Below are 21,144 nucleotides of genomic sequence, written 5' to 3'. Positions count from 1 at the left end.
AGAGGTAGCCAAAGTGACTAAATTAGACACGCGATTTGATGAACTGCTGGATTTTCCAACGGTGCAAACTTTTAAGGTAATGGGCCTTGCCCATGAAGACCTGCCTGTCCATGTGGTTTCCTGTTTGCAGGAACATGCGCCGGGGGATTACGCGCCGAAAGTTAAACCAAGCACTAAAGGGAATTACCACTCTGTATCAGTAGCGGTTACCGTTACCAGTAAAGAACACATGGAATTAATTTATACTGAACTGGCCAAAATAGAGCTGGTGAGAGTAGTACTGTAAGTGACCAGCCAACTCGACACGGTGATTGTTCGCCAGTTAGGGCGACGTGCCTACCAGCCGGTATGGCAGGCAATGCAAAGCTTCACCGACACCCGTAGTGACGACAACGCTGATGAGATATGGCTGGTTGAACACGATCCCGTATTCACCCAGGGCCAGGCAGGAAAAGCCGAACATATACTGATGCCGGGGGATATTCCGGTGGTACAGGTAGACCGTGGTGGTCAGGTAACTTATCACGGCCCTGGTCAGCTGGTTATTTATCTGCTGCTCAACGTTCGTCGGCGCAAGTTAGGTGTGCGGGAGTTAGTTACGGCTATGGAAAATGCCGTTATCAGCACGCTGGCCGAGAGTGGGATTGCCGCCAATGCACGCCCGGACGCACCTGGTGTCTATGTTAGCGGTCAGAAAATCTGTTCACTGGGCCTGCGTATCCGAAAAGGTTGTTCTTTCCACGGGCTGGCCCTTAATGTAAATATGGACCTGTCACCTTTCCAGCGAATCAATCCCTGTGGCTATGAGGGAATGGAAATGACAGACTGTGCTCGTCTAGGCGGGCCGGATAACATTCAAGACGCGACCAGACTCATGCTTAAACATTTACAGGCTGAGCTGTCACTGGCGCAATTGCAAACTATAGAAGGCTTTAATGAGTAACGTAAAAGCAAAAGCCGGAGTAAAACTCCGTGACGATGAAAAGGTCAAGCACATACCAGTTACCATCATTCCCACTGAAAAAGAGGAAATGCTGCGCAAACCAGAATGGATAAAAATCAAACTGCCACGTACCACCGATCGTATTGACCATATCAAACAGACGTTACGCAAAAATAAGCTTCATTCTGTATGTGAAGAAGCCAGCTGCCCTAACCTGGCCGAATGTTTTAATCATGGCACGGCTACCTTTATGATTTTGGGTGACATCTGTACCCGTCGATGCCCGTTTTGTGATGTTGCCCACGGCAAGCCGCTGCCTCCCAGCGCCGAAGAGCCGTTAAAACTGGCCACCACTATCAAGGAAATGGCGCTTAAATATGTTGTTATCACTTCGGTTGACCGCGATGATCTGCGGGACGGTGGTGCGCAGCATTTTGTTGATTGTATCAAAGCCATTCGCGAACACAGCCCAGCGACCAAAATAGAAGTATTGGTACCGGATTTTCGTGGTCGAATGGACCGCGCCCTGGCAATTTTAAAAGACGCTCCACCCGATGTGTTTAACCATAACCTGGAAACCATTCCGCGCTTGTACCGCGAATGCCGGCCAGGCGCTAACTATCAGTGGTCACTGGATTTATTGAAGAAATTCAAGGAGCAGCACCCTGACGTAGCAACCAAGTCAGGTCTGATGATGGGGATGGGCGAAACCAACGAAGAAATTGAAGAAGTGCTTAAGGATCTTCGTGCCCATAATGTGGAAATGCTTACCCTGGGGCAATATTTACAACCCAGCCGCCATCACTTCCCGGTGAAGCGCTACGTGCACCCTAATGAATTTGACGCACTGGGCGAAACAGCCAAACAACTGGGCTTTGTGCATGCTGCCTGCGGCCCCATGGTACGTTCAAGTTATCACGCTGACCGCCAGGCTGCTGGTGAGGAAGTGAAATAACACCTTATTTGTCAGGCGAATGCGCCTGATAAATTACCGCACGTCGCCGACCGGCTTTTTTCGCCTGATACATGGCCAGGTCGGCACCACTGATTAGCGCAGTGAGTATTGCCCCTGTCTGATCCGTATCACACACCCCAAAACTGGCACTGAGTGAAATATCGCCACAAACCGCCCGGGTATCAATACCAGCCAGGTGCTGTTGTAACTGGTCACAATATTCCATAGCAGTCACGGCGGATGTTGATTCCAGACAGATCACAAATTCGTCGCCAGCAATCCTTGCACTGCAAACCGTGTTTTCTGTGGCGTATTCCCTGAGCACCAGTCCTACCTGCTCCAGTGCCCAGTCACCGGCCTGATGGCCATAAGTATCATTTATTTGCTTAATCCCATCCAGGTCACACAGAATAAGACTTAAAGGTGCAACAAACCTGTTTTTGCGCAATACGTTATCCATATGGGCGATAAAATGACGACGATTTGCCAGCCCGGTTAAAGCATCGGTAGACGCCAGTTTTAACCAGGTCTGCTTTTGTTGTCGCATACGGTAAAATGCAAAACCCGCCACGAGTAAAAGCGAGCATACCAGTGCGATGGTCAGATAAAGGTTAAGGAGTTTGTGTTCTGCATAACGCAGGTCTTCCCGCAGCAGTGCCTGGTTATCGGCCAGTAATTGCAAAGCTGTATCGGCAGCCTTTTGCATGGACTTTGCCCGGAATACCGCCAGCGCTTTGGCTTTTTCCTCAAGCTGTAGCTGACGCTCAATTTCCGCCATTTGCAGTTGCCAGTTATAGGCGGAGGCATAATCCTGCGCTTTGGATGCCAACGCCACCTTGACCCGCGCAGCCTTGCTAAAACCTTCCCGGTAGTCGGTGATGTTAGGATAACCCAACAATTCATCAACTATCGCGGCTGCCTTGTCATAGTGTTCTAATGCAACCAGGGCACGGGCTTTAGTATTTTGCAGTGCTACCCTGAAATAAAAATAGTCAAGATCAAGGATCGCTTGTTCAAACTCGTTAGCTTTAGCCAGTGCCTCAATATAATGACCAGAGTCCATCAGGTAGCGGGCCCAGATGATTGCAAACTCCAGAGTGTAAACGCTGCTGGGCAGTGAAGAGCAAAGTAACTGCACTTCGTTAAACATTGCAGGCTTTACCTGGTCCGTTGCCAGTCCGATGAATGCAGCCAAACGCTGACTGCCATAGCGACAGCGAAGCTCTTCATCAATTACCTGTGACTGGCTTTGATAAGCTTCATCTAACAGTTGGAACGCAGTATCAAACATGGCCAGTTTAAGATAAAAGTTGCCAGCCCCCACATTGGCCAGGTGCCACTGCGGGGTACGCGGCATGCTTTCCAGTAAGGACTCCAGCTCACTGGCCACCACAAGCGCTTTTGACCAGTCTTTCAGGCCACCATACAAACTAAGCAAGGTTGAACGGCTTCGCATACCCAGTTCATCGGCAGGATGGCGCTCGCTTACCGGGGATATCAGATTTATGGCTCGGGGAATTTCACTGTGGATAGCCGCATTAAACCCCACCAGGTACTGGTGGTAATCTTTTTGCAGTTCCGACAGTTTCCTGCCTGAAAGGGTGTTCAGAATGGCAAATGACTGGTCAGGGTCGCGAACCTTGAGCTGATCGGCCAGCGCTAACTGGCTGGCAATGAAATTGGCATTGGTATTGGCAAAACAACAGTTTACACCACCCAAAAGCCAAAAAAGCAATATGACTTTTACTCTGTGTGAACAGCACTTATCAAACAGCGTAAATACCAGCAACATCTTACTACTCTTTAATTTGGCTTCCTGCCTCTTTGTTTGATTTCCTTATTTATTACAATTACATCCACGCACAGGCTATTCTGCCATTGCAGCTGAATATTCGTAGACGCGGTTACGACCATAGTGCTTGGATTGATATAAAGCTAAATCTGCCGCGGCATAGAGGTTTTCGAACTTATAACCCACTTGTGATGTGTTACTGACGCCTAAACTTACGGTCAGCTTAAACTGATATTCAGACACCGTCGGTTCAATACGCTCAATTGCTACCCGACAACGTTCCGCGATTTGCAAAGCTATTTCGCTATGCTCACCTCTAAGCAGAATACCAAACTCCTCGCCACCCAGACGACCAAAAATAGCCTCTTCATCCAAGGTAGCAGATATCACTTTAGCAACCTGGGTTAATGCCCAATCACCAATTTGATGGCCATAAGAATCGTTGATGTTTTTAAAATGGTCAAGATCCAGCAGGATTAAACTCATTTTTGACTGGTTTTTCTGCGCCTGGTTGAGGCAATCATTGCACTGTTCGTTAAAATACGCGCGATTTGAGATCTGCGTTAACATATCGGTTCTGGCGTAATACTTTAATTTAGCCTGAATTTTATGACTACGATATGACCAGAAAATCAATGAGGCCAACAGTAACGAGACCAGAGAAAGTGCCAGCAGCGAATTTTCCAGGCTCTCGCCAGACAACTTCGCTTTCGCCGTTAGCAACGCATTTTGTTTATCTAACAGCTCAATCTGACTTTGCTTGGCATCAATTTCAAACCAGGCTTTTTGAATCGCCAGTTGCTTACTTAACTGCGCCGAACTTTCCTGCGCTTGCAACGCCATCAGTTGTTCAAGGTAGCGCAGCGCTTGTTCAAAATTAGATTCATCACTGGCAATTTTATGCAGTGTGTCCAGTGCACTGATCACGGCGCTGGAATTGTTCACTTCGGTATCCAGAGTTAATACGCGCTGCGCGGCAGTTTTAGCCTCGGCAGTGTCGCCCAGCAGCAGATTAACTTCGGCATATTTAGACAACACCGTAGTTGTCTGGGGTACAAAATTTTGTACTTCAGGGACTTCCAGCAGCTTTTCTAAAAACAGTCTGGCCTCGGAATATTCGCCTTTGTTCATCAGCCAGTTGACTTTACTGACTTCCAGAACCGCGTAGTAGATAGTGAGGTTATGTTTTAAACAAAACTGACTGGCGTCATTGTAGTCTGTAAACGTGTAGGAATAATCATCGAGTTTAAAAAAGGCGTTAATCCGGGCCGCTAATGCGCCACATTTTACTTCAGGGGGCACGTTTTCTTTATCGACAATTCGGCTGGTCAGAATCAAAACTGTTTCTGGCTGTTCAAGCTGGTCGTAAAAGGCAATCAATCCCAAATAGGCGCGTTGCTGCAGCTCGGTGTCATCCGTTTCTGCCAGTTGGCTAAATAAGGCTTCGCCCAGCGCCAGCCCTTCTTCCCACTTACCCAGCGACGCCAGTAAATTAAGATAAGAAGCCTGAATCCGAATCTTCAGCTTAGCATCTTCAACGGTAAGCAATAGCCGCTGATACACTTCTGCAGCCTGTTTTACATCACCGTCGAATAGTTGAATAACAGCATCAATGTATTCATACAGAATGACTTCATCTGCCGATAATTTCTGTTTGTCAATCGAGTCCAGTAACTTCCGGGCATTTTCTTTATCGGAAATTCTCAGCTCATCCGCCTGTTGCAGGGCTTCGGTTTCATAAATGCCTGCAACTGCGGAATTCACAATCCAGCAAGTACAACAGAATATAAAAAAAAGCGTATAGCGTATCAAAGTATCTGCAAATTCTGGTTAATTATTTTTGCTCTGGCTCTTCATCAGGCTCAGGGTCGGTTGGCTCAACAATACTCAGCGTAGGCTGACTTTCTCCCGCCATCTCAATTTGGGCTTTTACCAGCGCCTGTTGTTCTGAGCTAAGATCCTGCATGGATAAATCCGGCTGACTGCCCAGTTTTTCTAACAATTCAATTGCGCTCATCATCTTTCCTTAAGCTGTTAATCCAAACCTGATAAATGGTTAAAAGCGACCAAAGTACAGGGCCTTATGTCGCCTCGTTGCCAGTGTAAGTCTTTGTTGTTTCATAAATCAAGCGTAAACGTGCAACGATATCAGAAGACGGCGTCATCGCTCGCCCGGGAGGAATAACCAGCGTCGACACCAGAGAGATTTCTGCCTGTGGTAAATCCTTCAGCGCAAACCAAATAATTTTAGGTTTTTCAGTAATAATGAACGGACATTCATATATGGCAATCTGATGATTTTCCGGGTAGTACCTGCCCAGCTCTTCAACCAAAACCTGACGTTCAGCAGGCCCGCTTTGCCGGGTTGTCAGCGACACATCACCCACATGACCTATTTGCCATAGTATCAGATAGGCCGACGGATCGATATTGCGTTGATAAAACAAAAACTGACTGGCTTCGTACTGTTGTATACCGTAGCGACCGGGATCGATCCCCATATCCGCATATAAACAGGCATCTGCTGAAATGCCCGGCTCCATATAGGCAGTATAGCCCTCCTCTCTGGCCTGTTCGATAGCATAATGAGGCACCTGAGCAAAAATTCCGGGGTGGCCATAAAATACGCCGACCACTTTTTTGCCCAGCCGCACTTCACTCATCATAGCCTGCTGCATTTCCCGATAGGTTTCGCGGCGGTCTTTATTAGCTCCGTAATACGGTTGTAACGAACGCACGTCCTTATTCATGGTCGCAATCCACTGCTCCACCAGCGTGTGACAACTCATAAATACCACATCAGCCTGAGCGATAAAATTGCGACAACGCTCGGTAATGTGCGCGCCTAAAATCATGCCGGGGCCGACACAAACCAAACTTCCTGTTTTTATTGTCATCACGACGTCCTGAATTAATTAACAGTGGTAACATTAAGCACATTGCTAGTTCGTAAAGTTTGCCCTTAAACCTCTGTCGCTGCAATATTAACCAACGAAGGACAGCCCGTAGTAACAGCGTTTATCTTGCATTTACCGGCAATCTCATCCGACCCGAATAACCCGCCCCAATACTGTTGAAAGCGAACGACTCCTGCTACAATGCCGGCCAAAAAGCAAAGTCAGAACACCATGCGAAAACACATCTACATTGCCTATACCGGCGGTACCATAGGTATGCGACCTTCCGCAGAAGGGTATGTACCTGCGGCGGGCTTCTTAGCCAAGACCCTGGCATCCATGCCGGAATTTCATCGACCTGAAATGCCTGAATTTACGTTACGAGAATACGATGAACTGATGGACTCATCCGACATGAGTCCCTCCGACTGGCAATATATCGCTGATGACATCGCCCGGAACTACGCCAATTTTGATGCGTTTATTATTTTACACGGCACCGATACCATGGCTTACACCGCGTCGGCGCTAAGTTTCATGCTGCAGGGGCTGAGTAAACCGGTAATAGTTACCGGCTCACAAATTCCCCTGGCGGAGCTGCGCTCCGATGGTCAGGTAAATTTGCTTAATGCCCTGTATATTGCCGCCAATTATCCTATTGCCGAGGTCAGCCTGTTTTTTAATAACAAACTGTTCCGTGGTAATCGCAGTCGCAAGGTCAACGCTGATGGCTTTGATGCCTTTGACTCTCCAAATTTTCCACCGCTGCTGGAAGCGGGTATCAATATTCGTATCAAAGCGGGAGAACTGGCCACTTCAACCAATCAGGCTATCACGGTAAATAAAGTGACAGCGCAACCCATTGGTTTAGTGAGCCTGTATCCGGGGATTTCACCCATGGTCATCCAAAACACCCTGCAACAGCCGGTTAATGCTTTAATTCTGCTGAGCTATGGTGTGGGCAATGCGCCCCAGAACAAACAGTTGCTGGACCAGTTAGCCCTGGCAGCCGAACGAGAGATCGTGGTAGTTAACTGCACCCAGTGCTTCAAAGGCCGGGTCAATATGGGTGGGTATAAAACGGGACACGGTCTTTCGCAGGCCGGCGTTGTATCAGGCTTTGATATGACCCCCGAGGCGACGCTGGCCAAGTTGCACTACCTACTCAGCCAGTCCCTGGATTTCGAAACGTTGAAAACCCAGGTTACCACCAGTCTTCAGGGCGAACTAAGCAGCTAAAGGAAAACGGATTATGCAATACACCGGCACTTTAAAAAAAATGCGCGTATCTACAGACACGGCAAACCAGGCCCAGTACCAGCTGCCTGTGGGAGACAACCTGATTGATATGAATGCGCTGATTGGTCAGCCAGTCAGTGTCAGCTACAGTGGCAATATTTTCTGTGTCCACTGTCAGCGTAAAACCAAAAAAAGCTTTAATCAGGGCTATTGTTATCCTTGCCTGATTTCCCTGGCACAGTGTGACAGCTGTATTATTAAACCCGAAAAATGCCATTACCATGAAGGGACCTGCCGTGAACCACAGTGGGGCGAGGAACATTGTTTTTCTGACCACTTTGTTTATTTGGCCAACACCGGCAATCTTAAGGTGGGGATCACCCGGCATGTAACCGATGGCATATCCAGTCGCTGGATTGACCAGGGCGCCAGTCAGGCCACGGTGATGCTCAGGGTACCCGACCGGCTTACCAGTGGGCGGGTTGAACAGTTGTGTACCCGCTATATTGGCGATAAAACCAACTGGCGGACCATGCTGAAAGGCGCGCCACAGCAACAGGATTTAATAGCATTAAAGCACGACATGCTGGAAAAGCTGGCCCCCGAACTTGAAGAAATCATCAGTGAAAAGGGCTTGCAGGCTGTTACTACCGTTGACGATTTGGCTCACCAGATTGCTTACCCGGTCAATCAATACCCTGAAAAAATCAAGTCCATTAATTTAGACAAAGAAAACACGTTCAGTGGCACGCTGACGGGCATTAAAGGCCAGTACTGGATGCTGGATGGCGATCGGGTCATCAATATCCGCAAATATGCTGGCTATGAAGTGCTCTTTGAAGCCTGATATCAGTAACTGACGCCGTAAACAACACAAGCCATGTACCACGCGCTTTCTGACCAGATAGCGTCGCACCGGATACATGGTTTTTTATGAATTTGCCTAACAAAATTGCGCAACATTAACGCTCATGTACTAACTTATCAGTGATACCAAGGCATGGCTCTGCCCAGCCGTGAGTGAAATTGGAGATAAACTTGATAATGCAACCTCAGCAACGCATTCTTTTGACGCTACTGGCCTGTGCATCCCCGGCCGCGTTGGCGCAGACAGAGCCTTTAGCAACGCTGGAAAAAATCACCGTCACGGCGCAGTTTATCAAACAGGAAGAACAATCCACGCCCCTTGCCATTACTGCTGTTTCTGGTGAGACACTGGATACCCGGGGACAGACATCGACCACAGATATCGCGGCACAAGCTCCCAATGTCATGCTCAACCCCGGCGGTTCCTACACCGGACCTGCACTGGTGGCTTTTATTCGCGGCGTAGGACAGACTGACTCCAACCCGGCCCTTGAACCCGGCGTAGGGCTGTACGTAGATGATGTATATTACTCCACCCTCACCGGCTCAGTGTTCGAGCTGTTAGATCTTCAGCGTGTGGAGATCCTGCGCGGGCCGCAGGGAACTTTGTCTGGCAAGAACTCGGTTGGTGGTGCTATCAGGCTTTATACCCGGCGTCCAGACGAAAACCGCGATGGCTACGTGCAAGCGTCCGTCGGCTCATTCAATGCCAGCAAGCTACGCGGCGCGGCTAATTTCACCCTTATCGACGACGCTTTATATGCAAGGTTGTCAGGGGTCTTAACCCGCCGTGACGGCTACATCGACCGTTATCAGTTTGGTTGCCTTTTTCCCGAGTCAGGCTTTCCCTCAACATCCAGTGAGGGTAATTGTAAAACCGGCGCTGATGGTGATACAGACTCTACCGCTTTGCGGCTGGCTCTTCGCTGGTTTACCACTGATGCAGTTGAAGTGAACTTCGCGGTGGATCATACCAACGACAACAGCAACACCACGCCTAATACCTTATTGGGTTATGGTCCCACTCTGGCGCCGGTCTTTGCCGAAAATGGCGCAGTGTGGCCAACGCTGGTACCGCTCGAATTACTCGGTAATCCTCAGGTCATTAACCCTGCTGACTTCATTGCAGATGACCCTTACCGGACTTATGCAACTTATGCCGATCCCCGGGTGGGTTACCAACAGCCGCTGGATCGAACACTTGACTCAACCGGGTCCAGTTTACAGGTAAGCTGGCTTATTAATGACGATTTAGAATTTCTTGCAATCTCTGGCTACCGAAAATACGAGTCGAGCTTCGCCGGTGACAATGATGCATCGCCGGTACCGGTAATGACCCTGTATCAAACCAATAATCATCAACAGTACAGTCAGGAACTGCGGTTAAACGGCACAGCAGGAGAAGGTGTGAACTGGACCCTTGGCGGTTTTTATTTTGACTCGCAAAGTGAGGTGACCGGACGGGTGAATCTCGGTTATGCCGGGTTTGATTTTTTACACGGTCCGGATCGGGTGGACACGTCAAATTATGGACTGTTTGCCAATGGCATTATGTCGCTTACCGACAACCTGACAGCCAGTTTGGGACTGCGTTACTCTAATGACAAGAAAACCTATAACTTTCGACGACAAAATGTGGATTTGTCGCCAATTGAGCCCTGCACCGCGCCGCTTGGTGCACCAGGCAATCCGCCAAACTGCCTGATTGCCTCACTGAACGGACAGCAGGAAACTTTTGCCGATAAACGTATCGATTACCGTGCGGCGCTATCTTACTCGCTAAACCCTGACGTGCTTACCTATGCATCGGTGTCAACCGGGTACAAAGGCGGCGGCATTAATCCCCGTCCCTATTATGATGTTCAGGTTATCACCTTCGAGCCGGAAGAATTAACCACCTATGAAGTGGGCATCAAGGCAGAAACCTCAGACCGTCGTCTGCGCGTTAATAGCGCCTATTTTATCAACGACTATCAGGCTATTCAGCTCGCACTAAACGAATGCTCAGCACTTTTCGGGCCTGTGTATGGCTTCCCCTGTCTGGCTACAACCAACGCCGGAAAGGCGGATGTTAGTGGTATTGAAGTAGAGTTTGACTGGCTGCCTGTCAGCGGATTATTGCTCGAGGGTTCCTACAGTTATCTGGATTTTGCCTTTACTGAACTGAATGCATCAACCGGATTACCGCTTAACAGCCGTCCCGCCTATACACCACAAAGTAGCTGGAGTCTTGGCGCACAGTACGATATTACCACCACGCGGGGTAATCTCCGTTGGCGTCTGGATATCAATGCCACAGACCATGTATATGCCGAAGCCAATAATACCGCCAGTAACCGAATTGACGCCTACACCCTGGTCAATGCATCCATTCGTTGGGTATCACCTGATGAAGTCTGGGTTGTCACTATAGAAAGACGTAATCTGACTGACGAGCTGTATTATCTGAGCAAACTGGACACTGTACCTTCCGGAGGGGGAACAGTAAACGGCTCACCTGGTCTGCCAAGAACTTACACACTTTCAGCGCGTTATCAGTTTTAACCAGTGGCATCATTAATAAAGCGTTAACGCAATATTACCCGTCAGATTGTTAAATCTGCGGGTAATATAATCGTTTCAGGTGAGATGATTCAGCAAACCGCTGGTGTTTTCGACATTACACTTCACAGCCTTCCATCTGGCGGGCCAAATCATCCAGCTCCCCTAATGTCGCATCAAATCCATCGGTTTTAATCCGATAACTCACTTTAACATGCAGATTAGTCTGGCCATATTTAACCACCAACTGTTCCGCGTCAAAGTGCCTTACCGTATTTAAAAACCGGTATGCTAACGGCTGTGAAGGAAAAACATATTCCACCGAATTGCGCATCCGTTTACTCCTGAGTCAGAATAAAACTGGCACACACATCCAGCAGGCGCCCCCTGAACATACTGGCGTCTAATTCTGCCAGCACGGTATTACTGGCCAGTAATGCCGCAATCAGGTGAGAGGCTGACGGTAATTGTTCACCATTAAGCTTGGACTGCATCAGTTGCAGCTGAATGGTCGAACGCAATGAACCTTCCGCTTCCGGTGAATCCAGTTGCGCCAGCACTTCCAGTGTTACCAGGTTTTTTTGCCAGTCCTCAACAGACGTAATTTCATTGCCTTTAAACCAGGCCGCAGGTAACCGCGTTGCAGTAGAAGCTTGCCAGGATGACATCGTAGCGCCATTAAACAGCTGTTGCAGACAGTCAGTTAATTCCTCCATCAGTTGCTGTTGTAAACGAGCATTTACCTGCTCAGAAAACTCGGCTTGCAAAGCGTCTAATTCGCGCTGTAATGATTTCTGCATTCGGTTATCAGCAACCTGCTGCAAAGCCGCGGCACACTCGCTCAACTGTTGCTGAATGTCACTGTCGGCTTGTGTCGCTTCATTCACGGCTTGAGCCACTAAATTTAGCTGCTCGCGCCACTGCTGAGCGGCCGCCGACTGCTCAGCTTTTTGCTGCGCCTGGGCAGATTTGACCTTGCTGAAAATCCCATCGTTAGCCTGCTTAAATGCAAACCACAATTTAGATTCGTAGCGTTTACCGGCAGGACCAATTGACTTCCACTGACTCTGATACGTTTTGGCCTGCTGACGAGCAAAATCCATATCATCCTGACTGGCTAACGCTTTGACTTCGTCTATCAGCGTCTGTTTAGCCTGACGATTTTCCTGCAGCCAGGGAACAATAGTATCGAGCACTGTAGCGCAAGCGGTATCCCACTCATCGCGCAGCTGACGATAGCGTTCAGCATCGGTTTGACTGGCCTGCTGCCACTGCTTCTTAAGCGCTTCAAACTGCTGGTAGCGTTCTGCCATTGTCAGTTCAGTGTCCGGCAAAGCCAGCATTTGCGCAATAAGCTGCTGACGCTGTTCGGCAGCGGCATCGTTTTGCTGTTCTAATTGCGCATAATAACGACGACAAGGTTCAAAAGCCTGTTCCAACAGCGCATCAAAGCGTTGATTCAGCTCGTTGTCCTGGGCGTTGTGACTTTCTCCGAGACTTTGCCATTGCTGACGCAAATACTTAATGGAACGCGCTCGCGCAGGCATATCGTCCTGCTTTTCATTGAGAAGCGCTTCGGCCTGTTCAATCAACTCGGGTTTTCGCGGCGCCGCAAGATAAATCTGCCAGCCTTCCAGACGGGCAATTTGCTCGCGGGTCTGCTCAAAGCGTTTCTCGAGCAGCGCCTGAGTATCCTGTGGCAAGGACTGATAGTCTGCTTCGAGCCGCTGAAAACGGGTCATAGCCGCACGGTACTTACCCTGCTCCACCAGGTTATTAATGATATTGATATGCTTTCGGCAATGCTTAAGATGGCGTTGCTGACTGGACTGGCGCTGCTGATGGATAACCTTAAATTGTTCAAACAGCTGCTGCCAGCGGTTGAGCAAAAAGGCTGGCACCACCACCATGTCAGCAACCCGTTGTTGCCATTCCTGCTTTAACGAGTCCAGTTGCCACTCGGCGTCATCCACTTTCAATAACGCTTCCCAGCTCTGCAGCTGACTTTGTGCCGCGGTCACCTGACGCTGTAACTCTGGCAACCGGTCCCACATGCTGCGGTAGCTTTCCAGCATTGACTCAATTTGTTCCGCTGGCGCTTCAAACTGCTGGAGTTCTGCCAGCGCCCGCTCAGCCGCTTCCACAGCCTGTTGAAACACCGAGACTTCGCCCAGGGTCAGACTTAACAGTTGTTCGCCCTGCAACTGCTTATGTAAGCGTTTTACTTCAGCCACAGCCTGGGCAGAAGTTGCTTTGGCCTGTTCGTGTCTGGCAGCCTGTTGCTCTGCTTCGTACACCGGTTTTAAGCGCGCTAACAGCGCGTTAATACGCGTATTTAATGCCTGTAGTTTGCTATTAAAAGCGTCCCGGGCTTCGCTATCGAGACAATCGAATTGGCTGCTGAGCGCCGCATATTGCTCATTGAGTAACTGCTGGCTATCGCGAATTTGTAAATAGTCAGCTTTATCCAAAGTGGCCATCAGTTTGGACAACACCAGTGTGACTTCCCGCGTCAGCTTTTCTGGCTTTTCGGCCAGTTCGGTTAACACCGCAATACGTTCACTGAGCACGCTCTGTAAGGCTTTATCTGACGTTTTACGCAATAAGCGCTGCAACATGTCAGTGTCCTGGCTTTGCTCGATAATAACCCGCTTCAGGCTCTGCTCAGGGGTGGCAATAATAAACTGCTGAGTAAAACTGCTGCGACTAACTTTGCTCAGTACTGCCAGGCAAAAATCAGCATCCTGATGCAACTCTGTCATCAGTGGCAGACATTTCATCAGTTGCTCGGTGGGTGCCGTTTTCAGCAAATATTCTTTGATTTCACGCAGACTGATATCAGCATGACCATCAATCAGGGCGCACTCTACCCGCGCCTGCGCTGCATTCAGCAATTTAACGTCTTTCGCAATTTGTGACATTTTCAGCCACAGCACAAAAGAATTAAGCTTTTCCAATGCCGCCAGGCTGACATTATGATTAGCATCGTTAAAAGCCAGTTCGTGCAGGATCCGCCGTTCGTTGGGCGAATCTGGTGACAGTTTGGCAATGGCTTTTAATCTTGTGTCCGGATCGTTACTACTATGGGAAGGCGAAAAAAATCGACTAAATATCATCCTGTTTAAACCGCGCAATGGATTGTTCATTTGACTGACTTTCGCGTAATTCGCGACGCAGCTCACTTTTACTTTTATGGATAATCTCGCCTGTCTCACCAACTGTCATATGTTCGTTAGTTTGCGCGATTTTGGCCTGATATAACAAAACAGCCTGCAGACAGTTTTCTTTTTGTTCGTCAGACAATACCTTGCCATCCGGCCACTTACCCGTTTCAACAGCCTGACGCAGACGTTCGTAAACGTCCGGCGTCATGGCGGCAAGAAGTTGTTCTACATTCATTTACTTGATCGCTTTAATAAGACAATACGAACACGGTTAATGCCGTACCACAAAAAACCGATAACACAGGTCATTAATGCCACACTGTGCTGAACATCACCGGGCGACACGCCACCCCAGTACATAAATCCAAACCCACCAATAAATAACAGCATCGCCAGCATGGATTGATTTTGAATATTGTGCATTTTCTTAAAGCGTTTCATGCTCTCTTTACGTTCGATATCCTCAACCGAGGCATCGCCGTAAGAAAAGTCACAATTAGGACACGTCTTGGCTTTATCTGACATCTTTTTACCACACGACGGACAATCAATTAATGCCATTCTATCTCCTCACAAATGCATTTCGCTGCGCATTACACGCATCATATCAAAAAGCCAGGATGGTCCTGGCTTTCGTATTTCATCGCCGGGTTACTGTTATTACTTAGCAACCCCGGCTCTGGTTTACTTTTACTTTTCGCTCTCTTTTACCCGCTGCCAGTAATGATCCATGGTTTCTTTCATTTCTTTACTTAACAGCACAATACCAAACAGGTTAGGCAGGGTCATCACCACAATGGCTACGGCTGACAATGCCCACACCAGGGTAGTATCTGAGAATGATGCCCAGAAAAAACCAGCAACATAAATCACCCGGTACGGCATGATGGAACGTGGCCCCAACAAATAGGTCATGGCGCGGTCACCATAATAAGACCAGGCAATGGCAGTTGAGAAAGCAAATAATAACAAGCCAATCGATACAATATACTGACCAAAATCACCAAACCAGCCACGGGTAAACGCTATTGTCGTAAGCGGTGCAGAGTGTACCAGTGATTTACCTTTAACCATCAGGTTTTCTTTCACCGGCTTACCGTTTTTAATTTGCAACGTACCTGAGAAAGGATCTTCACTGCCCACTAAAAACTGCACGTCTTCCGCTACCGAGCGGGCGTTAATCAAAGTGTAACCACCTGTTACTGCGGTACCGTTCACCACCGTAATTGCCCCGGTATAATTTTCCAGCTCGCTGCCACTAACCCCGTTAAGATAGTTGTAGAGTGCCTGTTTATCGGCATCCACTGTGTCTGAATATTCACCGGCCACAAAAATCATGTCAGAACGGTCAAACACGTTTTCATGTTTTTCCTTCCACACACCCGACGACAGGATAACCAGACCGGTAATAGTACAAATAATGATGGTATCAATAAACGGCTCAAGTAACGACACCATACCTTCTGAGGCAGGCTCAGTGGTTTTTGCTGCCGCGTGGGCTATAGGTGCAGAGCCCTGCCCCGCTTCGTTGGAGAATAAGCCACGGTTTACCCCACGGTTAAACGCGTAAGCCAGTGATGCGCCCAAAAAGCCGCCTGCTGCCGCCGAACCGGTAAAGGCATCGCTGATCACAGCCATAAACGAAGGCACGACATTTTCAATATTGGCGAAGATTACGGCTAGCGCACCAATCAGGTAAATGACTGCCATCAGCGGCACTACGCGGGCAGTAAATGCGGCAATACGCTGAATGCCGCCCAGAATAACCAGGGCTAACAGCACCGCCAGTACACCACCCACAATCATTGGGTCAATGCCGAACGTCGCTTCGATACTGGTAGCAATACCATTACTTTGTGGCAGGTTACCGGTACCAAAGGAACAAATGACCGTAGCAATTGCAAACGCCACTGCCAGCCATTTCATGTTCAGGCCGCGGTCCATAAAATACATGGGGCCGCCCGCCATGGTTCCATCCTCGGTTTTAACCCGGTACTTGTGAGATAAGGTCACCTCAACAAACTTGGTGGTCATGCCAAGAAAAGCCGTGGCCCACATCCAGAATAAAGCCGCCGGTCCGCCTAAAAAGATAGCAAAGGCCACACCACTGATATTACCGGTGCCTACCGTACCGGACAGGGCTGTGGTCAACGCTCTGAAATGGGTGGTGTCTCCTGGATCGTCGTTGTGATCAAACTTGCCCGTTACCACCATCCACGCATGCTTAAAAAAGCGAATTTGTGGGAATTTAAGATAAATCGTAAAAAATAAGCCTACGCCTAACAGCACAAAAGGAAACCAGTCGGCTCCCCCCAGCATCCCGTCGACTGACGTTAAAAAATTAAACAAGCCTTCCAAACCAGTTTCCCCTTGTTGTTAAATGGATAACCCTGCGTCCCCTGCTGTGTCTGTGCAGGGGCGATACGGGTTTTATTGTTATTATGTCCTTAAGCTGCCAACCACATTGTGCGTGGCTACCAGGATATCCTCACCAAACTGCTGGCAACGTTGCACCGACCAGCCGAATAATGGATCAGGTAAATTATTATTATCTTTAAAAGGCATTTCTATCGTATAGGCCAGACATTCAAATGCTTGTCCCACCGCATTGGATGCAATGGTCAGATTTGCTTGTCCGGGTGCATCTTTGGCATAGCCAAATTCATCCTGGAACTCAGGCGTCGCCATCAGTAATGCCTGCTTAAACTGACTTTCAAGCTGCTCCAGACGTTCTGAGTAAGCGGGAATTCCTTCACTTCCGGCGACAAAATTATAGGGTAACGCTTCGTCACCATGCAGATCCAGATACATGTCCACGCCCACTTCATGCATTGCGTTGAGCACATAATACACTTCAGGACTGGCTTGCAGACTGGGGGTCTCCCACTCACGGTTGAGGTTAGTCCCTACCGCATTGGTACGTAAATGACCCCGGGCACTGCCATCAGGGTTCATATTCGGGACAATGTAAAACACCGCTTTGTCCAGCAATGAACGGGCAATACCGTCCTGCTCATCAAGCAGGCGCCCTATAATGCCTTCAGCACACCATTCGGCCATGCTCTCGCCGGGGTGTTGACGTGCAGTAATCCAGATATTGCGTTTTCCTTCAGCCGGCTCACCAATCACCAGCATGGACATGTCGCGTCCGTCCAGGGTTTCGCCCAGGTATTTTAACTCACACAAAGGCGAACACTGTGCATCGGCTAACAAATCCAGATGACGCTCGTAGCTATACGGAATGAAATAAGCGAAATACACCTGCGGCTGTTCCAGCGCAATGCTAAACGTCAGCGTATCACCGTTAAATTCACTGTCGACCCTGAACCAGGTCTGACGATCGTAAGACGCCAGTACGTTGTATCCTTCCCAGCCATTCGGATAAGCCGAACCGGCCAGTTCGGTAATTTGCAGCGTGTGCAAACAATTAACTTCACCGGTTAGGCGAAAATGAAACCACTGGTAAAAGTCGGATTGGTTATCTTTATTGATGGCAAGCAGGATGTCGTCTGGTTGCTCGGCGCGAATCACGCGGATGTTACCGCTATCAAAATGGCTGGATATCTGCATCTGTCGTTATAGTTATCTGTTTTATATGTCTGTGCGAATGACTTAATTTAACACAGTCGAGATTAACAATACTATGCACTTAAACGGTGAAAAGCCGATTTTTGTGGTTTATGGCGATCTATTAATCAGTTACGGGGAGCAAAAAAAAACGGCACCGTAAAAGGTGCCGTTTAAAGCTTAAGCAATAATCGATCAGGCTGGCAGCGTTGGAACAGTAATTCCAGCCATATCCATGGCTACACGCATTACCTGACAGCTGTAACCAAATTCGTTGTCATACCAGACGTACAGGGTTAAGCGGTTGTCTGCCACAATTGTCGCCTGTGAATCGACCACAGAAGCTGCACGGGTACCCACCATATCGGTAGAAACCACTTCGGTCGATGCAGTGTAATCAATCTGATGTTGCAGCGATGAGAACAACGCGGTGTCACGCAGGAATTCATTCACTGCCACTTTGTCGGTGGCTTTTTCCAGGTTCAGGTTCAGGATAGCCATTGATACATTCGGCGTCGGCACGCGGATCGCGTTACCGGTTAATTTACCCGCCAGCTTAGGATAAGCCTTGGCCACCGCTTTAGCAGCACCGGTTTCGGTAATAACCATGTTTAGTGGCGCACTACGTCCACGACGCTCACCTTTATGATAGTTATCAATCAGGTTCTGGTCATTGGTGTATGAGTGAACGGTTTCAACGTGGCCATTCACAATGCCGTATTCTTCATCCAGCGCTTTAAGCACTGGCGTAATGGCATTAGTGGTACAGCTGGCCGCAGAAACAATAGTGTCTGAATCAAGGATATCGCTGTTGTTAACACCGTACACGATGTTCTTGATATCGCCTTTACCAGGTGCAGTCAGCAGTGCTTTTGCCGTGCCTTTCGCCTTCAGGTGTAAGCCTAACCCATCGCGGTCACGCCAAATACCAGTGTTATCAATCACGAGCGCATTGTTAATACCATAAGCGGTATAATCGATTTCATCCGGACTGTTAGCATAGATAACCTGTATATACGAACCATTAGCTTTCAGTGCATTACGCTCATGGTCAATGGTAATACTGCCGTTGAACGGTCCGTGAATCGAATCACGACGCAGCAGGCTGGCACGTTTTTCTAAATCGCCATCGCGGCCGCCACGAACAACAATAGCACGCAGACGCAGCTTGTTGTTCTGCCCCTGACGTTCAATCATCAGGCGGGCCAGTAAGCGACCAATACGGCCAAAACCGTAAAGCACAACGTCTTGTGGTTCATGTTCATCTGTTTTATCAACCACGTCCGCTAATTTGTCCTTAAGGTAAGCGGTCAGGTCAGTTTTATCAACGGCACTGCCATAATGGAAGTCGAAAGCCAGCTTGCCAATGTCAATCTGGGCCGGTGCCAGTTGCATTTCATTGATAGCTTCTAGGATTGGGTAGCTCTCGCGCAGGCGTAATTTAATACCTTCGTGCAAACGGACTTTACGATGAGCTTTGATTACATCGATCGCACTGGCGTTTAATAACGTGCGACCGTACACAGAGATTTCGATGGATTTGTTACGGTATAACTTACCGATAATGGGTAACATCATTTCTGCGTATTCCTGGCGTTCCTGCCAGCTGGATTGCAATTCTTGCTCAAAGGGTTGGTTCATACTAGTGCCTTCATCAAATAAATCATGTATAAAATTGACGATGTGTACAGGAATATGTGGTTGTACGTCAGAACACTGTGTAACCGCTTATTCCCGTCGGCGTGTATTCTAAATAATCAAAGAGGGAACTCCAAATTGTTGAAAATTTTCAGAAAACCACTAAAAACAACAATCTATGACAATTTATTTAGTAAGTTTTCCACATTTAAGCCTGCTACTCTGCCCGTTTTTTCATTAGTACTGCTCACGGGTTGTGGTGATCTGTTTGCCCCCAGTGTTAAAAGCATCTGTGAGGATTACCCCCATTTTTGTGCCGATTTAAATACCGATGGCTGGTGTCGCGCAGAGCGCTCCGACATTATCCGCCATCGCTTTGATTATAAGGATGATAAGTCTGATCGCCCGAAATACGACCTGCTTATTAATTACGAAAAATACCAGTCCTGTATTTCCAAGGCATCTCAAATTGAATATATAAAATACCGGGAAAAAGAGTTTGCCCGTAAGGATGCCACCGTATCGATTAATAAGGCGCTGAAACAATTACAGTGGCAAACAAAAAATTCTCCGGACCCATATATCTCCTATTATCAATGGTCTAGGTTTGGGAATGAAGCAGCCAAAGGGCGTTTTATTGCCGCGGCTAAACAAGGCGTATTTACCGAACCCAAATATTACAGTGACTTAGCTGGCATCCTGATTGACGAAGACCCACGGGCCGCGCGTGACGCTCTGTTTATGGCGTTAAGTCAGTATGCCAATGTGGATCAGGAGATTGACGGTCATATTGCCAGCATGCTGATGACGCTCTCACTGGACACGGAAAATTACCGCATGGCTTATGTCTGGACCAAAGTAACTAATCATTTTGCCAATAACATCAACAACGCACAGCTGCTGGCACTGGGTCAGCAATACGCGCTGCCGGTGGACATTCTGGATCGTCTGGCCGGTGAAATTACCGATGCAATCGAAGCCCGGGAATTTGATGCCAAAACATTAAAAATCGATCGTTTATGAGAAAAGCTGAAATTTAATTACAGAAAAAAAATCGTTATTTTTTTCAAATAGCGGTTATTTAAGTAGGAAATAAGCAAAGCGCTGTCATCGACAGCGCTTTTTTGCAGATAGATTATTTCTGAAGATGAAAATCCAGACTTACGGAGTTAACACAATAACGCTGGCCGGTGGGTGCCGGACCATCATCGAAAACATGACCCAGATGGGCGTCACAATGTTTGCAGTAAATTTCGGTGCGGCGCATTCCGTGGCTGTCATCAAACCGGTAGCCCACGTTTTTATCTTCACTCTGCGCAAAAAAAGACGGCCAGCCACAGCCTGACTCGAACTTGCTGGTATCGTCGAACAGTTTAACACCACAACATTTACAGTGGTAACTACCACTGCGGGACTCGTACAGCAACGTACCGGAAAACGGCCGCTCCGTCCCGGCCTGACGGGTTACACGGTATTCTTCGTCAGTTAATTTATCGCGCCACTGGTCGTTATCACTCATTTACCACTCCTGATGCTTATCT

General features: G+C 48.3%; 19 protein-coding genes. 7 read left to right on the top strand and 12 right to left on the bottom strand.

What is annotated here, in order from left to right; all coding sequences use genetic code 11:
• Nucleotides 1-13: 13 nt before the first annotated feature.
• From ybeD to lipA, 3 genes are read left to right on the top strand one after another with little or no spacing between them, the layout of a single operon-like run.
• Nucleotides 14-286, top strand: coding sequence for a DUF493 family protein YbeD (gene ybeD, locus BFC17_RS08135; protein ID WP_083271640.1), 273 nt, complete (start codon nucleotides 14-16; stop codon nucleotides 284-286).
• The gene (lipB, locus tag BFC17_RS08130; protein WP_070175943.1) at nucleotides 287-943 is read left to right on the top strand and encodes a lipoyl(octanoyl) transferase LipB; all 657 of its coding nucleotides are present in this window, start codon (nucleotides 287-289) and stop codon (nucleotides 941-943) included.
• Complete coding sequence (gene lipA / locus BFC17_RS08125) at nucleotides 936-1,898, top strand: lipoyl synthase (protein ID WP_070175942.1); 963 nt, start codon at nucleotides 936-938, stop codon at nucleotides 1,896-1,898. Before lipB ends, lipA begins: the two co-directional genes overlap by 8 nt.
• Before the next feature lie 4 nt (nucleotides 1,899-1,902).
• On the opposite strand, the gene BFC17_RS08120 is transcribed toward lipA, so the two are convergent.
• From BFC17_RS08120 to BFC17_RS08105, 4 genes are all read right to left on the bottom strand, one after another.
• Nucleotides 1,903-3,690 carry a GGDEF domain-containing protein gene (locus tag BFC17_RS08120; RefSeq protein ID WP_070175941.1) on the bottom strand — a complete coding sequence of 596 codons (1,788 nt, stop codon included), beginning with the start codon at nucleotides 3,688-3,690 and terminating at the stop codon, nucleotides 1,903-1,905.
• 75 nt (nucleotides 3,691-3,765) lie between these two features.
• Nucleotides 3,766-5,454: a GGDEF domain-containing protein gene (locus BFC17_RS08115; protein ID WP_070175940.1), complete on the bottom strand. Its 1,689-nt coding sequence runs from the start codon at nucleotides 5,452-5,454 to the stop codon at nucleotides 3,766-3,768.
• A 70-nt stretch (nucleotides 5,455-5,524) separates the two neighbouring features.
• Nucleotides 5,525-5,707: a hypothetical protein gene (locus tag BFC17_RS08110; protein ID WP_070175939.1), complete on the bottom strand. Its 183-nt coding sequence runs from the start codon at nucleotides 5,705-5,707 to the stop codon at nucleotides 5,525-5,527.
• 64 nt (nucleotides 5,708-5,771) lie between these two features.
• Complete coding sequence (locus BFC17_RS08105; RefSeq protein WP_070175938.1) at nucleotides 5,772-6,587, bottom strand: SAM-dependent methyltransferase; 816 nt, start codon at nucleotides 6,585-6,587, stop codon at nucleotides 5,772-5,774.
• A gap of 231 nt (nucleotides 6,588-6,818) precedes the next feature.
• On the opposite strand from BFC17_RS08105, the gene ansA reads away from it, so the two are divergent.
• The 3 genes from ansA to BFC17_RS08090 all read left to right on the top strand — a co-directional run bounded on the left by ansA (nucleotide 6,819) and on the right by BFC17_RS08090 (nucleotide 11,237).
• On the top strand, nucleotides 6,819-7,826 hold the full coding sequence (gene ansA / locus BFC17_RS08100; protein ID WP_070176279.1) for an asparaginase: 1,008 nt from the start codon (nucleotides 6,819-6,821) through the stop codon (nucleotides 7,824-7,826).
• A gap of 13 nt (nucleotides 7,827-7,839) precedes the next feature.
• Complete coding sequence (locus tag BFC17_RS08095) at nucleotides 7,840-8,673, top strand: DUF2797 domain-containing protein (protein WP_070175937.1); 834 nt, start codon at nucleotides 7,840-7,842, stop codon at nucleotides 8,671-8,673.
• A 197-nt stretch (nucleotides 8,674-8,870) separates the two neighbouring features.
• Nucleotides 8,871-11,237: a TonB-dependent receptor gene (locus tag BFC17_RS08090; RefSeq protein ID WP_070175936.1), complete on the top strand. Its 2,367-nt coding sequence runs from the start codon at nucleotides 8,871-8,873 to the stop codon at nucleotides 11,235-11,237.
• Nucleotides 11,238-11,352: 115 nt separating this feature from the next.
• Here the strand turns inward: BFC17_RS08090 and BFC17_RS08085 are convergent, their stop codons facing one another.
• The 7 genes from BFC17_RS08085 to BFC17_RS08055 form a co-directional block, all read right to left on the bottom strand.
• Nucleotides 11,353-11,568 carry a hypothetical protein gene (locus tag BFC17_RS08085; RefSeq protein WP_070175935.1) on the bottom strand — a complete coding sequence of 72 codons (216 nt, stop codon included), beginning with the start codon at nucleotides 11,566-11,568 and terminating at the stop codon, nucleotides 11,353-11,355.
• 4 nt (nucleotides 11,569-11,572) lie between these two features.
• On the bottom strand, nucleotides 11,573-14,350 hold the full coding sequence (locus BFC17_RS08080; protein ID WP_070175934.1) for a DUF349 domain-containing protein: 2,778 nt from the start codon (nucleotides 14,348-14,350) through the stop codon (nucleotides 11,573-11,575).
• Nucleotides 14,340-14,633: a YeaC family protein gene (locus tag BFC17_RS08075; RefSeq protein WP_070175933.1), complete on the bottom strand. Its 294-nt coding sequence runs from the start codon at nucleotides 14,631-14,633 to the stop codon at nucleotides 14,340-14,342. The genes BFC17_RS08080 and BFC17_RS08075 overlap by 11 nt, the downstream gene beginning before the upstream one ends.
• A complete protein-coding gene (locus tag BFC17_RS08070; protein ID WP_070175932.1) occupies nucleotides 14,630-14,959 on the bottom strand; it encodes a zinc ribbon domain-containing protein in 330 nt (109 codons plus the stop codon). Before BFC17_RS08070 ends, BFC17_RS08075 begins: the two co-directional genes overlap by 4 nt.
• 129 nt (nucleotides 14,960-15,088) lie before the next feature.
• Nucleotides 15,089-16,756 carry an alanine/glycine:cation symporter family protein gene (locus BFC17_RS08065; RefSeq protein WP_070175931.1) on the bottom strand — a complete coding sequence of 556 codons (1,668 nt, stop codon included), beginning with the start codon at nucleotides 16,754-16,756 and terminating at the stop codon, nucleotides 15,089-15,091.
• Nucleotides 16,757-16,837: 81 nt separating this feature from the next.
• A complete protein-coding gene (locus BFC17_RS08060) occupies nucleotides 16,838-17,968 on the bottom strand; it encodes a M14 family metallopeptidase (protein WP_070175930.1) in 1,131 nt (376 codons plus the stop codon).
• A 192-nt stretch (nucleotides 17,969-18,160) separates the two neighbouring features.
• Entirely contained in the window at nucleotides 18,161-19,606 is a 1,446-nt protein-coding gene (locus tag BFC17_RS08055; RefSeq protein WP_070175929.1) for a glyceraldehyde-3-phosphate dehydrogenase, read from the bottom strand.
• A 138-nt stretch (nucleotides 19,607-19,744) separates the two neighbouring features.
• Here BFC17_RS08055 and BFC17_RS08050 point away from each other — a divergent pair, with 138 nt between their 5' ends.
• Entirely contained in the window at nucleotides 19,745-20,626 is an 882-nt protein-coding gene (locus tag BFC17_RS08050; protein WP_175439546.1) for a DUF2989 domain-containing protein, read from the top strand.
• 112 nt (nucleotides 20,627-20,738) lie between these two features.
• Here BFC17_RS08050 and msrB read toward each other — a convergent pair whose 3' ends face one another.
• The gene (gene msrB, locus BFC17_RS08045; protein WP_070175927.1) at nucleotides 20,739-21,122 is read right to left on the bottom strand and encodes a peptide-methionine (R)-S-oxide reductase MsrB; all 384 of its coding nucleotides are present in this window, start codon (nucleotides 21,120-21,122) and stop codon (nucleotides 20,739-20,741) included.
• Between the last annotated feature and the right edge of the window lie 22 nt (nucleotides 21,123-21,144).

Origin of the sequence: Marisediminitalea lipolytica (assembly GCF_001758465.1) — a bacterium.
Classification (GTDB): Bacteria; Pseudomonadota; Gammaproteobacteria; order Enterobacterales; family Alteromonadaceae; genus Alteromonas; species Alteromonas lipolytica.
The sequence above is the reverse complement of the archived record's forward strand: the minus strand, read 5'-3'. Positions and strand labels throughout refer to the sequence as shown.